Source organism: Bacteroidales bacterium (genome assembly GCA_041671145.1).
In the GTDB taxonomy this organism is placed as follows: Bacteria; Bacteroidota; Bacteroidia; order Bacteroidales; family JAHJDW01; genus JAQUPB01.
Genome location: JBAZBZ010000005.1, coordinates 127,701 through 146,321 on the forward strand (window position 1 = coordinate 127,701; position 18,621 = coordinate 146,321).

Below are 18,621 nucleotides of genomic sequence, written 5' to 3' on the forward strand. Positions count from 1 at the left end.
AAAAATATAAAAAGATGAAATTATCGGATTTCAGATATCATTTACCATCTGAACTTATTGCATTGCACCCTGTCAAAAATCGTGAAGAATCAAGATTGATGGTTGTACACAGAGATACAAAAAAAATAGAACATAAAGTTTTTAACAAAGTAATCGATTATTTTCACGATGGTGATGTGATGATTTTGAATAATACTAAAGTTTTTCCGGCACGGCTTTATGGAACAAAAGAAAAAACCGGTGCAAAAATTGAAGTTTTTCTTCTCAGGGAATTAAACCGTGAATCACGTTTATGGGACGTTTTGGTTGACCCTGCAAGAAAAATCCGAATAGGCAATAAGTTATATTTTGGTGAAGACGACTCGCTGGTGGCAGAAGTTATTGATAATACAACTTCAAGAGGAAGAACTCTCAGATTTTTATTTGACGGCTCACAGGAAGATTTTAAAAATACTATTGAAGAACTTGGTCAGACACCGCTCCCAAAACATATTAAAAGAAAAGTTGAACCCGAAGACAAGGAAAGATATCAGACAGTTTACGCACAGCACGAAGGTGCTGTTGTTGCTCCTACTGCCGGCTTTCATTTCAGTAAACATTTAATAAAAAGATTACAACTTAAAGGTGTTAATTTTGCCGAAATAACTTTGCACGCAGGATTGGGAACATTCAGAAATGTAGATGTTGAAGACCTTTCTAAACATAAAATGGACTCCGAACAAGTTATAATAGATGCAAAAGCAGCTGAAATTGTTAATAAAGCAAAACAACATAAAAAGATTATTTGTGCTATCGGCACAACATCCATGAAAGCAGTAGAATCATCGGTTTCCACAAATGGCACTTTAAATCCATTTAACGGATGGACAAATAAATTTATTTTTCCTCCTTATGAATTCAGTATTGCGAATGCCATGATTACCAACTTTCATTTGCCACAATCCACTTTAATGATGATGGCTTCTGCTTTTGCAGGATTTGATTTTTTGATGCATGTTTACGAAGTCGCTATTAAAGAAAAATACAGATTTTTCACTTATGGTGATGCAATGTTAATTGTATAAAATCATTTTATTTTGCTGAAGAAATTTGTAATTATCACTGCCGGCGGAAAAGGAGAAAGAATGCTTTCTGCCACTCCCAAACAATTTTTACTCATTAAAAATAAACCGATTCTTTATCATGCAATAAATTCATTTTATAAGTATGATAAATCAATAAACATTATTGTAACTCTCCCTAAAGAATACATTTCACATTGGAAAAAACTTTGTGAAAAACATAAAATAAAAATTAAACATACAATTGTAAGTGGAGGTAATACACGTTTTCATTCTGTTAAAAATGCGTTGAATATTATAAAAGATGACAGTATTATTGCAATACACGATGGAGTGCGACCATTTGTTTCGGAAAAGCTTATCAGTAATATTTTCAAAGTTGCCGAAAAAAACGGAAATGCAATTCCCGTTTTGTTACCAAATGAATCAATGCGTGAAAAAATAGGCAATGTAAATGTTGCTGTTGACAGAAAATTTTTTTATTCAGTGCAAACCCCTCAATGTTTTAAATCCGCTATTCTTAAAAAAGCTTACGAACAGAATTTTTCTCCAAGCTTTACCGACGATGCAACTGTTGTTGAACAATTAGGTTTAAAAATTTTTATGGTTGAAGGAGAAAGAGAAAATATTAAAATTACAACTCCTCTGGATTTTGATTTTGCTAAAGTAATTTTTGAAAAAAATAGACGCTGATTTGTTATGGAAATCACTGAAAAATTAAAAGAATACGCCGAGTCATATACAACACCCGAATCGGATGTTTTGAAAAAACTCAACAGGGAAACCAATGCAAAAATCCTTCGTCCGAGAATGCTTTCGGGGCATCTGCAAGGCAAGCTCCTTGAAGCATTCAGCAAAATGCTCAAACCAAAACGCATTCTTGAAATAGGAACATATACAGGATATTCGGCAATATGTCTTGCACAAGGATTAGCCGATGACGGTATTTTATACACAATTGAAAAAAACGAAGAACTGGAATTATTTACAAAATCGTATTTTGACGAAGCAAAGCTTACAAATAAAATTAAATTTCTTATAGGTGATGCAATTGAAATAATTCCAACCATTGATGAAAATTTCGATTTAATTTATATTGATGCCGATAAAGAAAATTACTGCAATTATTTTGATATGGTGATGGAAAAATTAAATCCAGGCGGATACATAATTGCCGACAATGTTCTGTGGGATGGAAAAGTTATTGAAAAACCAAATCCCAATGATACTGAAACAATCGGTATTATTAATTTTAACAATAAAATAAAAAACGATACATGTATAGAACATTTATTATTACCTTTCCGTGACGGACTTATGATTGTTAGAAAATGTAAATAGTTAGTTGAATATACTTGATTGGTTTGTGGTTTGTAGTTAAAAAAAATATATTAAATTGCATTTCTTTTTTATGATTTTTGGAAAATGAGCAATAAAAAAAAGTTTCAAAAAAATATAAAATTTAAAGACAACAAAACCGGCAAACAACAAATAAAACCGAAACAAAATACTTTTGGTTTTAATAAGTTTATTCTTCCGCTTGCTGTTGTTGCTTTAGCAACCTTTTTTTCTTTTTATCCTTCGTTAAAAAATGATTTCACAAACTGGGACGACCCAACTTATCTCTTGGAGAATCCTATGTTCCTGAATATGCACAAAAATTTTAATAATATATTTTCATCTTTTGTTTCGTGCAATTACCATCCTTTGACAATGCTCAGTTTTGCAATAGAATATAAGCTTTGCAATTACGTTTTTAAACCCGAAGTATTTCACACAACAAATGTAATTCTGCATTTGATAAACACATTACTTGTATTCTGGTTTATATTTTTGTTAAGCAATAAAAAAATCGAAGTTGCTTTTATAGTATCGTTGTTTTTCGGTATTCATCCCATGCATGTCGATTCTTTTACATGGATGGCCGAACGAAAAGATGTTTTATATGCTATGTTTTATCTGCTTGCTCTGATTACTTATATAAAATATCTAAAATCAAATGAAAGAAAAATACAAAAACTGCTACCGGTATTTGTTTTCTTTGTTTTATCTGTGCTTGCCAAAGCTGTTGCAGTTACGTTGCCTGTTTTGATGTTCTTGTTGGATTATTATTATCAGAGAAAATTAACTAAAAAACTGATTTTTGAAAAAATTCCTTTTCTTATTTTTTCAGGAATAATGGGAGTTATAGCGGTAAAGGCACAATCAACTGAGGCAATCGCTAAATTCGAAGTTTTTACTTTATTGCAACGATTCGAATTTGCTTCTTACGGATTTTTTGCATATATATATAAATTCTTCATTCCCGTTAAACTTTCTGCTTTTTATCCTTATCCTGCAATTGTAAATGACAGGTTACCTCTGATTTATAATGTTTCATTAGGAGCAATGCCGATATTGATATTTTTGATTTATTTATCATTAAAAAAAACTAAAATAATTGTTTTCGGATTTTTATTTTATTTCATAACAATTGCTCTTGTGCTTCAGTTTGTTTCCGTGGGTGCTGCAATTACAGCCGACAGATATGCTTATATACCATACATAGGATTGCTTTTTATGCTCGCAATGGGTTATAGCCGGATACATAATAATCCTTTTCCGTTGTTTCGGAATTTTAAATACATATTAATTATTTTGCTTTTTGGTTCGGCATGTATTTTTTCGTATCTCACATACCAGCGGACAAAAATCTGGGAAAGCACCGATACTCTGTGGACTGACGTGCTAAATAAATATTGGCATATTGAAGTTGCCCATAAAAATAGGGGGAATTATTATGCACAAAAAGGAATGTATGAAAAAGCTTTTATTGATTATAACGCACTTGATTCGATGAATTCAAAAGATGCTAAAGTTTACAGCAACAGAGGAAATATTTTTGGACTTCAGGGAAAATGGGCTCAGTCGCTGGCAGATTATTCGAAATCAATACAGCTTGATAAAAATAATTCCGATGCATACCTCAACAGAGCCATCACTTACTCAATGATGAAAGAATATAAAAAAGCACTTGAAGATTACAATATAGCAATTAAATTCATACCCAATGCCGTGAAATTATATCAAAACAGGGCATTTACATATCTTTCGCTTGGTGAAAATAAAAAAGCAATTGATGATTACAGTTATTGTATTTCGCAATTACCCAATGATACAAATACTTATTTTTTCAGGGGAGTTGCATACTTCAATATGAAGAATTACAAGGAAGCATTGAAAGATAATAACGAAGCAATCAGATTGAAACCTAATTATTTTAATGCTATTTATAACCGTTCGGTTATTTACAAATCTATGGGAAAATATAAAGAAGCAATGGAAGATGCAAAAAGAGCAAAAGAATTGGGATACCCGGTAAGCGAAAGTTATATGAACGAACTCGCTGCCAAAGTAAAAATAAAAATTTAATTTCTTAATAGAAAACATGAATAAAACCCTAATAAGAATTTTGATTTTTCTAATGTCAGTGAGCTTAATTGGTCTTACAGGTATTCAGTTTTATTGGATAAATAACGCAATAAAAGTAAAAGAACAATCATTTGATAAAAGTGTAATTGAAAGTTTAAACAATGTTGCTGATATAATAGAAAAAAAAGAAATAACTAAGCAATTGAAAAAAATTATCACAAAAAATATCCTCCAAAATAAATTATTAAACAGCGATTCATTAAATAATACACTTGTGAACGAAGCGGAAACGTTGTTCTATCAGGCAGGAAACATACAAAAATTCAGTTTTAATAATACTAAAAAAATTGGATTTTCCGATTCAACAATTCGCAAGTTTACCGACAAAGAAAGAATTATTACAATAAATCAAAAAACTAAAGCTCCTGTTCAGAAAATAAATGAAGAAAAAAATGAAATGAACAAGATTATTAAAAAACGAACAAAATTTCTGAACAGCGTTATAAGAGATTTAATGGTTGATAATATTTTCAAAAAAGTTGAAGCCGTTATTACGAGAGAGCAAATTGATTCGGTAATAAAAACAGAACTTCGGAAAAAAGGCATTGATGCATCTTTTGAATTCGGAGTGCAAAATATTCAGGATAATGATGATTTTACAATACAAAAAACAGCCAGATATAAAAATGAATTACTGAAATCAAATTATAAAGTCAAACTTTTTCCAAAAGATATTTTTTCAAATCAGGAATTTCTGCTCGTTTATTTCCCAAGTCAAAAACAATACATTCTTAAAACCATGTGGATAGTGTTGTTAACATCGGGACTATTTGTTTCTATTATTATACTGGGATTTTTATTTACAATTTTATTTATCATTAAACAAAGAAAAATTACAGAAATAAAAAATGATTTCATAAATAACATAACACACGAATTTAAAACTCCGATATCTACAATTTCCCTTGCATGCGAGGCATTATCCGACATTGATTTTGAAAAATCCCCTGCAAATACACAAAAATTCCTAAAGCTTATCGAAGACGAAAATAAACGGCTTGGCGTACTTGCTGAGAATATCATGCAAACATCATTACTTGAAAAGGGAAATTTAAAATTCGATTTTCAGAATATCGACATTCATAAAATTATAAATGAAGTTATTCGTAACATAAGTATTCAGATTGAAAAAAAACAAGGAAGAATAATTACTAATTTTGAAGCTACCCATAATATTATATATGCCGATAAAATTCACATGACAAACATGGTATATAATTTGCTTGACAATGCAAATAAATATTCTTTTGAAAAACCCATGATTTTTATTACAACAAAAGATATTGAAAACGGAATAAAAATTGTTTTTGAAGATAACGGAATAGGAATAAGAAAAGCGGCACAAGGGAAAATTTTTGATAAACTATACAGGGTTTCTACCGGAAATATTCATAATGTAAAGGGATACGGCTTGGGACTTAATTATGTTAAAGCAATTGTAGAAAAACATAACGGCAAAATTGAAGTGGAAAGCGAATTTAATAAAGGAAGTAAATTTATAATATTTTTAACTAATAATAAATCAGATGAAAGAAAATAATTATAAAATATTGTTAGCAGAAGACGATACAAATCTCGGCAATTTGCTAAGAGAATACCTTGATGCAAAAGGATTTAAAACCACGCTTTGCGTTAACGGCGATGAAGCATTTGTTAAATATAAAAAAGAATCTTTTGACTTATGCCTTCTGGATATTATGATGCCTATTAAAGACGGGTTCACGCTTGCAAAAGAAATCAGAAGAACCGATAAAAGAATTCCGATAATTTTTCTGACTGCAAAATCAATGAAGCAGGATGCAATTGAAGGATTTCAGCTTGGTGCAGATGACTACATTACCAAGCCATTCAGCATGGAAGAACTTCAGCTTAGAATACAAGCAGTTTTAAAACGAAGTTATCCGTTCGAAGAAAAAATAATTCCAAAAAATATTTATGATATAGGAAAATATAATTTCAATTACAATACACAAATACTCAAAGCCGATGAAACCCAGATGAAATTGACATCAAAAGAATCGGAACTTCTGAAGCTTCTTTGCGATAACATGAATCAGGTTGTTGAACGTAATTATGCACTCAACATGGTTTGGGGAAACGACAGCTATTTTAATGCACGCAGCATGGATGTTTATATTGCAAAGCTTCGCAAATACCTTAGAGAAGACAACACAGTTGAATTAATGAATATTCACGGCAAAGGATTTAAATTAATTAGAGTTTGTCCATAATGTCCGATTTCGAGGCTTTATGGACAGAAACTAATTAACAAATACCAAATAAATCTCTAATACCAAACATACATTATTTTCAAATAAAATTTTATTTAATTAAAGATATTTTATTTGTGAAGTGTTGGTTGCCTGTTGTAATATTTACAGAATACAAACCGGATTGTTTATTAATCATGTCAAGTTGATACGTTCCTCCTGAAGCTATATTTATTTCTTCATTCAAAACCATATTTCCAAGCATATCATAAACTTCAATTATTGATTTTCCGGTAATAGTACCGTTAAACCTAACATTATAAATTCCATTTGAAGGATTAGGAAAAACATCAACAGAATACACTGAAGTTTTTGCCTGTTCTAGAATCTGGGAAATTATAGAATTATCCCATTTATAAATTCCACCTTCATAAGGACCATTATTATATCCACCTGCCCAGCCGGTATTTATATCATAAAATTTAACACATGTATATTGAACGCTGCCTGTATCAATATTTATAAAAGAAGCACCGTCATCAGCACTATAAGACGAACCGATATGTGCACCTGCTGTATTATCAGAGCTTGTACTTACCCATGTACTTGCAGTTCCGGGAACGTAATCAATATTATTTTTTGTGAACGCTCCGGTTGGCGAAAGTGCAGCCCAGGTTGCTCCACCGTTAGTTGTTTTATTTAATGCATATGGATTTCCATTAGCATCAGGGTATTGTATAGCTATTCCCTTGTTTGCGTCTTTGAATAAAGGACAAATACTTGCTACAAGTCCTGTATTTGCAACCGACCAATTTAATCCTTTATTAGTTGATTTATAAACCCTGCCAAGTGTAGTGCCAAACCAGATAGTATTCCCAGCAACATCATAATAACCTTCTAAAGCTGCCTCTCCTGATGAAGGGGCAGGAATAACAGAGGTTGAGGTTGAAACTTGTGTCCAGTTTGTTCCTCCGTTAGTTGTCGTATAAATCATGTATGCATTAGGAGTTGTTGTTGGGTCACCAACGCTGACTCCATCGGTTGCATTAAAGAAATATGTGAAGTCAGCCCAGCTTCCTGTAAAAGGCGCAGTAGTTTGTTTTGCCCAGTTTGCTCCGCCATCAGTTGTTTTGAGGATATATCCGCCTGTTGCTGAGCCAGGATTTATTGTTGCCCATGCAATCTGTCCGTTTATTGCATAAATGTTTGCAAGACCAAAGCCGTCCGGAAATGATGAAGATGGTATTGTTCCGGTTGTCCATGTAGTACCTCCATCAGTAGTTTTCATATAATCATAACAAGGAGCAGTTGCATCAACTCCGTTAAACATCGTTACCCATATTGTTTGCGGGTCTACTATGCTTATATACTTAGCACCTCTTGTAAAAGTAAATCCCGAAGTTTGCTTAATCCATGCTGAAGGTGTTCCGCCAACATTTATAAGCGCATATTTAACATCATTTCCCGTTACATTACTTACCATAAGTGTGACTAATTTTTTTCCGTTTGTTGCAAAAGTAATTCCGACAGGACTTTGTGAATTTGATGTTGCAGGATTACCTCCTTCAAATGTCCATGTCCATCCGGTAGGTGCATTTGTTGACTGGTCGGTAAAATTAACAGAACCGCCTGCAACAGGAGTATAAGATGATGCTTTAAAATTTGCTATAGGTGCGTTATTTTTGGGTTTTATTCTTATTATTATTGAATTGTCAGAATTAAAATTATAACTGTTGGGATTCAAACCGCCTATTAAGAAATAGCCGTCTGAAGAACTCGACCATCCCCAGTTAAACCAGAATGCATCGTCATTTGTTCTCCAGCCGCTGCACACAAAGGCATGTCCTTCTGTACCTGAACCTCCATCTCCTGAGTAATAAACGGGACGGTTATTAATAAGTTCATTCTTTATCATTGTTTTCCATTGTGCATCTGTATAGTTGGTTTTATTTTTTAATTCAACAGAGGGCTGATAATTGAAGTAATTTATTAAAGCATCTGGAACAGTAGTACTATAAGCACCCGAACCACTTGAATTATAATCCATATTTACTGAAACTCCAACATGATAAATTAACTGTGCTATTGAAGAGTTTTTGGAACTTATACTGTTAAGCATAGCGCCCCATTTGTATTTTCAATTCCGAAATTAGCTTTACAAACCCATTTGTTTGTTTTTGTTGTATAAGTATGTAATCCCACACCTTGAGCTGGATAAGCATGATATTTCATAATTTGAGACATTGCGGTAGCAACACATCCTGCATAAGCATGTCCTCCAGGACCACTCGAAATAACATGACAGGAATCATTATAATATTTATCCTGATTCCATGTAGTTGTCAATAGATTATTAACATCCTGTATATCTTTTGCAGAACTCGCAAATACTTCGCCGGCAATTTCATTCCATTTTGCAATAGTTTGTTTGTTGCTCAGGTTATTGTTCACAATATATTTTATTTGTTTACTGTATGAACTCAGCCACCAATTAAGGTTCGGATTGTCATCATTTTCTTTTATTTCGCCGTTGCCCGATTCACCAAGAACGGGAATTGAAGCATCATCGGCGGCAATAATGACAAAGCCACCGGAACTGAAATTAAAAACATACATTGTAGTAATACCATCATACTTTATTTCATAAGAATTTGAAATTGAAAAGTTTAATGACCTGGAAGATTCATACTGCTTATAATAATTATAAGCAATTTTGCTTGCATAATCTTTTGATACGGGTTTTGCAAAAAGTATACTTCCGCCAAAAAATAGCATAAAAAGAAAAGTAAATTTTTTCATATGTAGTAGATTAAATTATTAATATAACATTAAGACAAAGAAAGAGTTCTATTTGGTTTCAAAAATTATAGAACTTTTTCTAAAAAAAATTCCAACAATTATTTGATAATTGTCAACTTCTTAGTTGCTATGTAATTCTGTGTTTCCAATCTATAGAAATAAATTCCACCATTTAATTGCGAGCCGTTAAAATTAAATTTATATTTCCCTTCAGATAGATTATCATCAACAATAGTTTTAATCAACTTTCCATTAATGTCATAAATGTTTAATTTGACGTTACCCTTTTCTTTATTATAAAATTCAATCGTAGTATATTTGCTAAAAGGATTAGGATAATTGGTTAATGAGCATTCACTGTGTATTTTTCCCTTTATACCTACTGTATTTGGAAATGTCCAAACAACATATATGCAAGCATCTCTTGTTTCATTTTCTCTTGATGGTGTCCAATCGGCGCCTAACAGTTCGTAATTTCTTCTTGAGAACGGACCTGAATCATCAAGAACAATTCTCATACCCGGTGTAGGCGTGAATTTAACAGCAAGTCCCTCGCCTTCATTTTGTAAAGTAACTCCGGATATAGGAAGAGAAAATCTCTGAAGAGTTCCGCTAGGTTGTGATTCGAAGGTAGTCAGGTCATAAGCTAATATAGCTGTTAATGGATTTAACGTGTCAATCACTCCTGCTGAGTCTATTTTATATAAACGAAAATAAGTATTCTTATCAGTAACTGAGGTCTCATTAGTGTTTCTTCCTGCAATAAATGCAATCGAATCTATTTGAACGGGATAGTATCCTGATGGAGGAATAAAATCTACTCCACCATTATCAAAGCCAAACAAGTAGAAAGTACTTCCTACTGGTCTGTTTCCCCAGCCAAAAGATTTTTTTACAATCAGTGTGTCATCCATTACAACATATTCTACAGTTAAACTATCGTTTCCGGCTTCAATATCACCGGTAGTTGTTTGCCTCATTCTTACTGTATATGTATTGAAATTTTGAGAAGGTGCTTTAGTAAAATTAAAAGGAGTAGCAAGTGTTTTAATTACTGATTCACCGGGAGGTATTGTATCTATTATTTCTTGCGGAATTGTTGTTACGCTTCCACCAACAGGCTGAACAGCTCCTTTAACTATTACACTTGAAGCGCCAATTGTTCCTACATTAGATATTTTTGCAGTAAGTTTTTTATTTCCGGAAAATATTGGATATCCTTTATTATCGGTTTTATTTATTCCTTCCAATGTAACATATTCAACTGTCAGGTCTTTAATCGAAGGGTGCTTATGAGTGTAATACCCTAAAATACACAAACCGGGTACAAATGTAGCTCCATTGTTAAAAATTGAGTCATGTCGAGCCAGTGGAGTATTATAATTCAACCATGCATATCCGATTGTTCCTGAAGAATTTTCACAACCTATTATCGGGTCTTTTTCCAAATCACTTCCCGAAGGCCATGTGAACGGCAGATAACTCTGGTATTGAAACTTGAAATTGCCATCTTTATAATAAATTGCCTGCATGGTTATTTTCCCGCTGTAACCTGGAGCAGCACTTTGCCAGTGAGGATAATCTTTCCAAGTAACTATAAATTTATTGGTGTCTACCTTGTAATAAATTTTAGCTCCTGTGGCAGATGAAGGTAGTAAATCTGCTTCAAGTGGTGCAATAAAATCGTTTGGTGCTTTAGTTGCTGGTATTGTTGGGAATGATGCCGATAAAGCTGAACCATCCTGAAAGTTAACATGTCCGTTATCACCTATCCAGATTTTATTGAATTTATGCTGGTCTCTGAAAAAAATATAATCTTGTCCTAAAGAAAATGGTCCTTTTACTCCATCATCAGTGAGTCCTGTAACTTCTGTTCCTGAACCATCAGTGATATCAATCCAATTATATGTCAATAATGGATATAGTGGAATTGAATCAGGGTCAAGTTTATTCGACATTAATTTATAAGCATCGTCAACAGGAGGAGGAATAAATTTTGGTTTGATTCCTATAACAATCATATTATTTGAATTAAAAGCATATCCTGCAGGATTTAAAGCACCTATAGCAAAATAATTATTTGGATTTCCGGACCAACCCCAGTTGAAATGAAATTTTTGGTCGCTGCTCCGATAGCCATCACAAACAAAAGCATGACCGCCTTCTGTATTATCAATTCCTGTATATAAAACAGGATGAGATGAGCTCAATTCATTTATTATTAATCCTTTCCAATCGTCGTCATTCGGATAATTAGATTTATCTTTAATTTCTGCTGTATTTGCATAATCGAAGTAATTCATTAAAGCATCCGGTATGCTTGAAGTTGTGGCTCCTGATGCTGATGGACCATAGCCCATTTCAACAGCAACCCCGCAATGATAAAGTAAAGTGGCAACTGCTGAATTAACTGAAGTAATGCTAGGAGTCATTGCGCCCCAGTTATATGTTGTATTACCAAAGTTAGCGCTCAATGTACCATAAGTACTATGAACATAAGAGTGGTAACCTACACCTTTTGTGGGATAGTTATAATACTTCATCACTTGTCCCATTGCAGTGGCAACGCAACCTGTTAAACAACGACCATCTGGACCTCCCGCATCAACAGGACAAGAGTCATTATAATAATTACCTTGGTCCCAAGTCGTAGTTAATAACTGATTAACATCTCTGGTATTTTTTGCAGGAGCCGGAAAAACTTCATTAGCAATATTATTCCATTCTTTGACAGTTGCTTTATTACTTATATTATTTTTAGTGATGTAAATTATTTCCCTACTATAACAACTAAGCCACCAGTTAAGATTCAGATTGTCACAATTTTCTTTAATTTCACCGGTACTTGATGTACCTAATACCGGAATAGAAGCATCATCGGCGGCAACAATTACAAAACCACCAGAACTGAAATTAAAAACATACATTGTAGTTTTACCATCATATTTTATTTCATAAGAATTTGAAATTGAAAAGTTTAATGTTCTGGAAGCTTCATATTGTTTATAATAATTATAAGCGATTCTGCTTGCATAATCCTTTGATATGGGTTTTGCAAAAGCAATACTTACGCTAAATAAAAGTGCAGTTAGTAAAATTACTTTTCTCATAATTTAAAAATTTAGTTGTTAGATTTTAGGTAGTTAAAAAAAAGAGTTCCGCTAATATAATATACAGAACCCCTTTTTTGCAAATTTTTTAATTAAAAATTATTTCATCAAAGAAACTTTTTTTGTAATAGTTTCGGTATTTGTTGAAATTTTCACAAAATAAAGTCCTGATTGTTCATTAGAAATATCTACTTGGAAAGTCCTGCTTGCTGATAAATCAATTATTTTATTAAAAACTAATTTTCCAAGCATGTCATAAATTTCAACTACTGGTTTTTCGTTTGTTAAATTGTTGAAATAAACATTATAAATTCCGATAGATGGGTTTGGATAAATATTTACAGAGATTTCTTTATTTTTATTTTGTTCATTTATTTTGGTGAAGAAGCTATAATCCCATTTAAATATACCGCCATCTGTAGGGCTTGCATTAAAACTTCCCGCCCATCCGGTATTAATATCATACATTCTGACATAATTATATTGAACGGTTGCTCCTGTATCAATGTCGATAAAAGATGAGCAGTCATTATTGCTATATGACGAGCCAAGATGCATTCCGTGTATACTGTCATTTCCAACACTTACCCACATGTTTGATGTTCCCGGAACAAAATCAATATATTTTTTTGTAAAAGCCCCGGTTGGTGTGAAATCAGCCCAATGCGCACCTCCATCAGTAGTTTTTTGCATTGTAAAAGCATTAGGACTGGAAGTACTATTATTAGAGCCATAATAATTTATAGCAAAACCAATATTGTTATCTTTAAATCTGACATCTGTTTGTCCAAGGTTAGTATGTAGCGTAGTTGAAACTGACCAGTGATATCCCTTGTCGGTTGATTTATAAACCCTACCTTTGTTAGTTCCAAACCAAATAGTATTTCCAAATGTATCATATAAATTTGTAGTTGCGACTTCTCCGCTTTGAGCAGCAGGAATATTAGCATTTGAAACTCTTGTCCAATTGGTACCTCCGTTAGTTGTTGTAAAAAATACAAATTGATTAGATGAGTTAGCATCTCCCACACAAAGACCATTGTAGCCCGCAGCGTCAAAAAAAGTAACGAAATCCGACCAACTGCTTGGAGTTAAAAAATCAGCAGTTGATTGAACTGCCCAACTTGTACCTCCATTTGTTGTTTTTACTATTGCCCCGCCATATGTTGCTGAAGGCGGCAGGCAGGCATAAGCAATGGTATCGTTTATGCCCCAGATATTAGCAGTCGTTAAATAGTTAGTTGAGTTTGTAAAGGTTATTGTACCCGGTGTCCATGTATTACCACCATCAACGGTTTTTGTAAATTCCCTTACTTGAGCTCCGCCGCCGCTTCCATCGTAGCAAGTTGCCCAAACAACATAAGGATTTATAACGCAGATATCATGAATTCCTCTGTTTACAGTGGAAAAACCGGTATTTTGCTTAATCCATGCCGATGGGGTTCCTCCTACATTAATAAGTTGATATTTTATATCAGAACCAGTGGCATTGCTTACTTTTAAGCTTACTAATTTTTTGCCAATTGTTGCAAAAGTAACTCCGGTCGGACTTTGTGTATTTGAAGTAGCCGGAGAACCACCTTCGAATGTCCATGTCCAGTTTGTTGGAGTATTTGCAGAAGCATCGGTAAAATTAACAGAAGCACTGACAGCAGGTGTTGTTGTAGATTGTGTGAAGTTTGCAATAGGAGCATTGCTCAAGGGTTGTATTCTGATAATAATATTATTTCCATAATTGAAGTTCCATGTAGATGGATTTAAAGCGCCAATTGCAAAATTGGCATTAGCTGAACCTCCCCATCCCCAGTTAAAATGGAACTTTAAACTTGGGTTTGTTGTGTAGCCATCGCAAACAAAAGAATGACCTTCTTGATTATTGGAATTTACACCACTGTAATTTACAGGTCTGCCTGCATCCAATTCATTTTGTAAAATTGTTAACCACTGCGAATCGGTATAATCTCCTTTGTATTTATATTCTACAGAAGGTTGATAATGGAAATAATTGATTAAAGCATTAGAAATACTGTAAGTACTTGCACCTGAACCGCCTGTTGCATAGTTCATGTCAACCGAAACTCCTGCATGATAAACCAACTGAGCTATAGGAGTATTATGTGAAGAAATACTATTTGGCATTGACCCCCAATTGTAAGTAGTAGTGCCAAAGCTTGCATGTTGTCTTCCGTAAGTTGGGTGGTTGTATTCATGGTAACCTACGCCTTGTGTTGGGTAAGCCCATTTTTTCATAATTTGACCCATTGAAATTGCAACACAACCAGCCGGAGTACCGGAAGGGCAAGAATCATTGTAATAAGGGTTTTGATTCCATGTTATAGATTCTAATAAAGGGGAAACATCTCTTGTTCCTTTCGATGCAGGATAAACCTCGTTGGCTATATTATTCCATTCTTTTACAGTTTGCTTGTTGCTTATATTATTATTAGCGATGTAGTTTATTTCTCTACTATAAGAACTAAGCCACCAGATAAGATTCGGATTTTCGTTATTTTCTTTAATTTCACCGGTTTCTGATTCTCCCAATATCGGAAGAGAAGCATCGTCGGCTGCAACAATTACAAAGCCACTCGGATTGAAATTAAAAACATACATCGTAGTAATACCATCATACTTTATTTCAAAAGAATTTGAAATTGAAAAATCTGATGACCTGGAAGATTCATACTGCTTATAATAATTATAAGCTATTTTACTCGCATAATCCTTTGTTACGGGTTTTGCAAAAATTAAACTTGTGCTAAAAATAAGCACTAAAGCAAGTACAACTTTTTTCATTTTTTGAGGGATTTAGTTAGTTAAATATTATTATAGACACTTTTTTAAAAATTTTCCTGCGATAAAAAAATTTTATTTTAACAAATTTATAAACATTTTATTCGTTTCAAAAAAAAATTAAAATAAATTTAATTCAAGCCAGTTTTTACCAATTCTCATATCAACATCAATGGGAACAGCAGTTTTGATGCTATTTATCATTTTGTCTTTTATAATTGGCGATACGATTTCTAATTCATCTTTTTTAACGTCAAAAACTAATTCGTCATGAACCTGAAGAATGAGTTTTGATTTGAATTTCTTGTTTATAAATTCTTTATATACATTAAGCATTGCAATTTTAATCATGTCGGCAGCAGAACCTTGAAGTGGAGCATTGATTGCGTTTCTTTCGGCATAGCCTCTCACAATTGAATTGCTGGAATTAATATCCCTTATATATCGTCTTCTTCCCATAATGGTTTCGGTGTAACCTTTTTGTCGTGCCATTTCAATGGTTTTATTCATGTAAGTTTTTATTGTAGGATACTTTTCAAAATATTGTTTTATTATTTCACTTGCTTCTTTTCTAGGAATACCGAGCCGTTCTGATAATCCAAAGCCTGATATCCCGTAAATTATTCCAAAATTAATTGTCTTTGCATTTCGCCGCATTTCTTTTGTAACATCTTCTAAAGGTATGCCATAAACTTTTGATGCTGTTGCGGCGTGAATATCAAGTCCTTGCCTGAACGCTTCAAGCATGTTTTCGTCTTCACTGAATTCGGCAATTAAACGTAATTCGATTTGTGAATAATCGGCTGAAAGTAAAAGATAATTTTCATTTCGCGGAATAAATGCTTTTCTAATTTCTCTCCCTTTTGCCGTTCTTATAGGGATATTCTGAAGATTGGGATTTGTAGAACTTAACCTCCCCGTAGAAGTTATAATTTGATTGTATGATGTATGAATTCTTCCTGTTCTCACATTCACAAGTTGAGGTAAAGTGTCAACGTAAGTAGATTTAAGTTTTGTAAGCGAACGATAATCTAAAAGCTTCGGAATAATTTCATGTTTGTTTATTAATTTTTTCAAAACATCTTCACCTGTTGAATATTGTTTTGTTTTAGTGAGTTTTGCTTTGTCAACAATATTAAGCTTTTCAAAAAGAATTTCGCCAAGTTGTTTTGGTGATGAAATATTAAATTCGACACCGGCAAGTTGAATTATTTCTTTTTCAAGTTGTTTTATTTCGCTTTCGAGTTGCACCGAAAAATCATTTAAAACTTTTGAGTCAATTTTAATTCCTTCAGCTTCCATTGCTGCAAGCACCGGAATAAGCGGTGCTTCAATTTCTTCAAAAAGTTTTAATGCATTTGCTTCAATAAGTTTCGGCTCAAAAATATTTTTCAATTGCAAAGTAATATCAGCATCTTCGGCAGCGTATTCCTTTAGAATTTCTTCGGGAACAGTTCGCATGCTCTGCTGATTTTTTCCTTTTTCTCCAATTAATGATTCAATTGAAACCGGTTCATAGTTCAAATATGTTGATGCAAGAAAATTCATATTATGCCGCGATTCCGGCTGCAACAAATAATGTGCAAGCATGGTATCGAAAAGTTTTCCTTTAACTTCTATATCATACCATTTTAAAATTGCAATATCAAATTTTATATTTTGTCCGATTTTTTCAGTTTTTTCGTTTTCAAAAATTTCTTTGAATTCATGACATATCTTATATGTTTCGTTATAATTTTCGGGAAAAGGAATGTAATATGCTTCATGTGGTTTAAATGAAAAGGACATTCCTACCAATTCGGAATTATGCGAATCCAAACCTGTTGTTTCGGTATCAAAACATATTTTATTTTGTTGTTTTAAAAGTTTTATAAGTTCTTTTCGTTTTTCGGAAGTATTAACAAGAACATAATTATGCGTTGTCGTATTTATATTTTCTTTTTGTACAAAAATATTTTGTTCTTCTGAAATTGTTGTTTTTTCGGTGCTTTCGGAAGAATCAAACTCAGTATTTTTTTCTTCTTTTTCTGTTGTTTCTTCAAATATTAATGGTTTGTCATATAAAATTCTTTGAGCCAAACGGCGGAATTCGAGTTCGACAAAAAGATTTTGCAAAGCATCTTTATTTGGTGGTTTTAGTTTCAATTTTTCTTCATCGAAATCAACCGGAACATCGGTAATTATTGTTGCTAATTGTTTTGACATTATTGCGAGTTCCTCATTTTTTTCAACTTTTTCTTTTAAAGTATTTTTTAATAAATGCGTTGACTTCAATAAATTTTCAATATTATCAAATTCTTCAATAAGTTTAGTTGCGGTTTTTTCGCCTATACCTGGTATTCCGGGAATGTTATCAACTTTATCGCCTTGTAATGCGAGTATTTCAATAATTTGTTCGGGACGCTTTATTCCAAATTTTTCACAAACTTCTTTTACTCCCAGTATTTTTGCTTTTTCGCCAAATTTTGCTGGTTTATATATAAAAACCTTATCGCTAACAAGCTGCCCGAGGTCTTTATCCGAGGTCATAATATAAGTTTCGAAATCTTTTTGCTCGGCAACTTTGGCAAGAGTTCCTATCACATCATCGGCTTCATAGCCATCGAGCATTATTACAGAAATATTAAATCCTTCCAAAAGTTTTATTATATGAGGAAGCGATTTTATAATATCTTCGGGAGTATCTTCTCTGTGTGCTTTGTATTCGGCAAACGAATCGTGGCGGACTGTAGCTGCTTTTGTATCAAAACATACAGCCATGTGTGTAGGTTTTTCTTTTTCAAGAATTTCAACTAATGTATTTGCAAAACCATAAGTAGCCGAAGTATTTATTCCTTTTGAAGTTATTCGCGGATTTTTATTCAACGCATAATATGCCCGATAAATTAGCGACATAGCATCGAGAAGGAAAAGTTTTTTTGGCATGAAAAATTAATTTGGAAGGTGTAAAGTTAAAAAAGTTTTATTTTTTGAATAATTTTATTTTTAGAGATTATTCGGAAATAATTTGCATATAAAAATGATAATATTTTTAACTCTTGATTTACACTCACTAACGTCCTAACGTTTTTTTATTAAAGTTCTTTGAAATATTGGCAGATAATAGTTTCAGTTGTTTTGAATTGCTAAACGATTTGAATAGAATTCCATTTTCTAAGCTTAGTTTTGTCCATAAAA

The 18,621-nt window shown here is 32.8% G+C and carries 11 protein-coding genes; 6 read left to right on the forward strand and 5 right to left on the reverse strand.

Annotated elements, in window-relative coordinates; translation table 11 throughout:
• Nucleotides 1-14: 14 nt before the first annotated feature.
• The 6 genes from queA to WC223_03305 all read left to right on the forward strand — a co-directional run bounded on the left by queA (nucleotide 15) and on the right by WC223_03305 (nucleotide 6,763).
• Complete coding sequence (queA, locus tag WC223_03280) at nucleotides 15-1,064, forward strand: tRNA preQ1(34) S-adenosylmethionine ribosyltransferase-isomerase QueA (protein ID MFA6923254.1); 1,050 nt, start codon at nucleotides 15-17, stop codon at nucleotides 1,062-1,064.
• Between the two features lie 12 nt (nucleotides 1,065-1,076).
• Entirely contained in the window at nucleotides 1,077-1,754 is a 678-nt protein-coding gene (locus tag WC223_03285) for a 2-C-methyl-D-erythritol 4-phosphate cytidylyltransferase (protein ID MFA6923255.1), read from the forward strand.
• A 6-nt stretch (nucleotides 1,755-1,760) separates the two neighbouring features.
• Nucleotides 1,761-2,402 (forward strand): O-methyltransferase, encoded by a 642-nt coding sequence (locus WC223_03290; GenBank protein ID MFA6923256.1) that lies wholly within the window; start codon nucleotides 1,761-1,763, stop codon nucleotides 2,400-2,402.
• 84 nt (nucleotides 2,403-2,486) lie between these two features.
• Complete coding sequence (locus tag WC223_03295; GenBank protein MFA6923257.1) at nucleotides 2,487-4,472, forward strand: tetratricopeptide repeat protein; 1,986 nt, start codon at nucleotides 2,487-2,489, stop codon at nucleotides 4,470-4,472.
• Between the two features lie 16 nt (nucleotides 4,473-4,488).
• Complete coding sequence (locus tag WC223_03300; GenBank protein MFA6923258.1) at nucleotides 4,489-6,072, forward strand: HAMP domain-containing sensor histidine kinase; 1,584 nt, start codon at nucleotides 4,489-4,491, stop codon at nucleotides 6,070-6,072.
• The gene (locus WC223_03305; GenBank protein ID MFA6923259.1) at nucleotides 6,059-6,763 is read left to right on the forward strand and encodes a response regulator transcription factor; all 705 of its coding nucleotides are present in this window, start codon (nucleotides 6,059-6,061) and stop codon (nucleotides 6,761-6,763) included. The genes WC223_03300 and WC223_03305 overlap by 14 nt, the downstream gene beginning before the upstream one ends.
• Nucleotides 6,764-6,854: 91 nt before the next feature.
• Here WC223_03305 and WC223_03310 read toward each other — a convergent pair whose 3' ends face one another.
• From WC223_03310 to polA, 5 genes are all read right to left on the reverse strand, one after another.
• Nucleotides 6,855-8,861: a C10 family peptidase gene (locus tag WC223_03310; protein ID MFA6923260.1), complete on the reverse strand. Its 2,007-nt coding sequence runs from the start codon at nucleotides 8,859-8,861 to the stop codon at nucleotides 6,855-6,857.
• On the reverse strand, nucleotides 8,846-9,541 hold the full coding sequence (locus WC223_03315) for a Spi family protease inhibitor (GenBank protein ID MFA6923261.1): 696 nt from the start codon (nucleotides 9,539-9,541) through the stop codon (nucleotides 8,846-8,848). Before WC223_03315 ends, WC223_03310 begins: the two co-directional genes overlap by 16 nt.
• A 98-nt stretch (nucleotides 9,542-9,639) precedes the next feature.
• Nucleotides 9,640-12,651, reverse strand: a complete 3,012-nt coding sequence (locus WC223_03320; protein MFA6923262.1) for a thiol protease/hemagglutinin PrtT — start codon at nucleotides 12,649-12,651, stop codon at nucleotides 9,640-9,642.
• Nucleotides 12,652-12,750: 99 nt separating this feature from the next.
• Nucleotides 12,751-15,447: a C10 family peptidase gene (locus WC223_03325; protein ID MFA6923263.1), complete on the reverse strand. Its 2,697-nt coding sequence runs from the start codon at nucleotides 15,445-15,447 to the stop codon at nucleotides 12,751-12,753.
• Between the two features lie 117 nt (nucleotides 15,448-15,564).
• Nucleotides 15,565-18,369 carry a DNA polymerase I gene (gene polA / locus WC223_03330; GenBank protein MFA6923264.1) on the reverse strand — a complete coding sequence of 935 codons (2,805 nt, stop codon included), beginning with the start codon at nucleotides 18,367-18,369 and terminating at the stop codon, nucleotides 15,565-15,567.
• Nucleotides 18,370-18,621 lie beyond the last annotated feature (252 nt).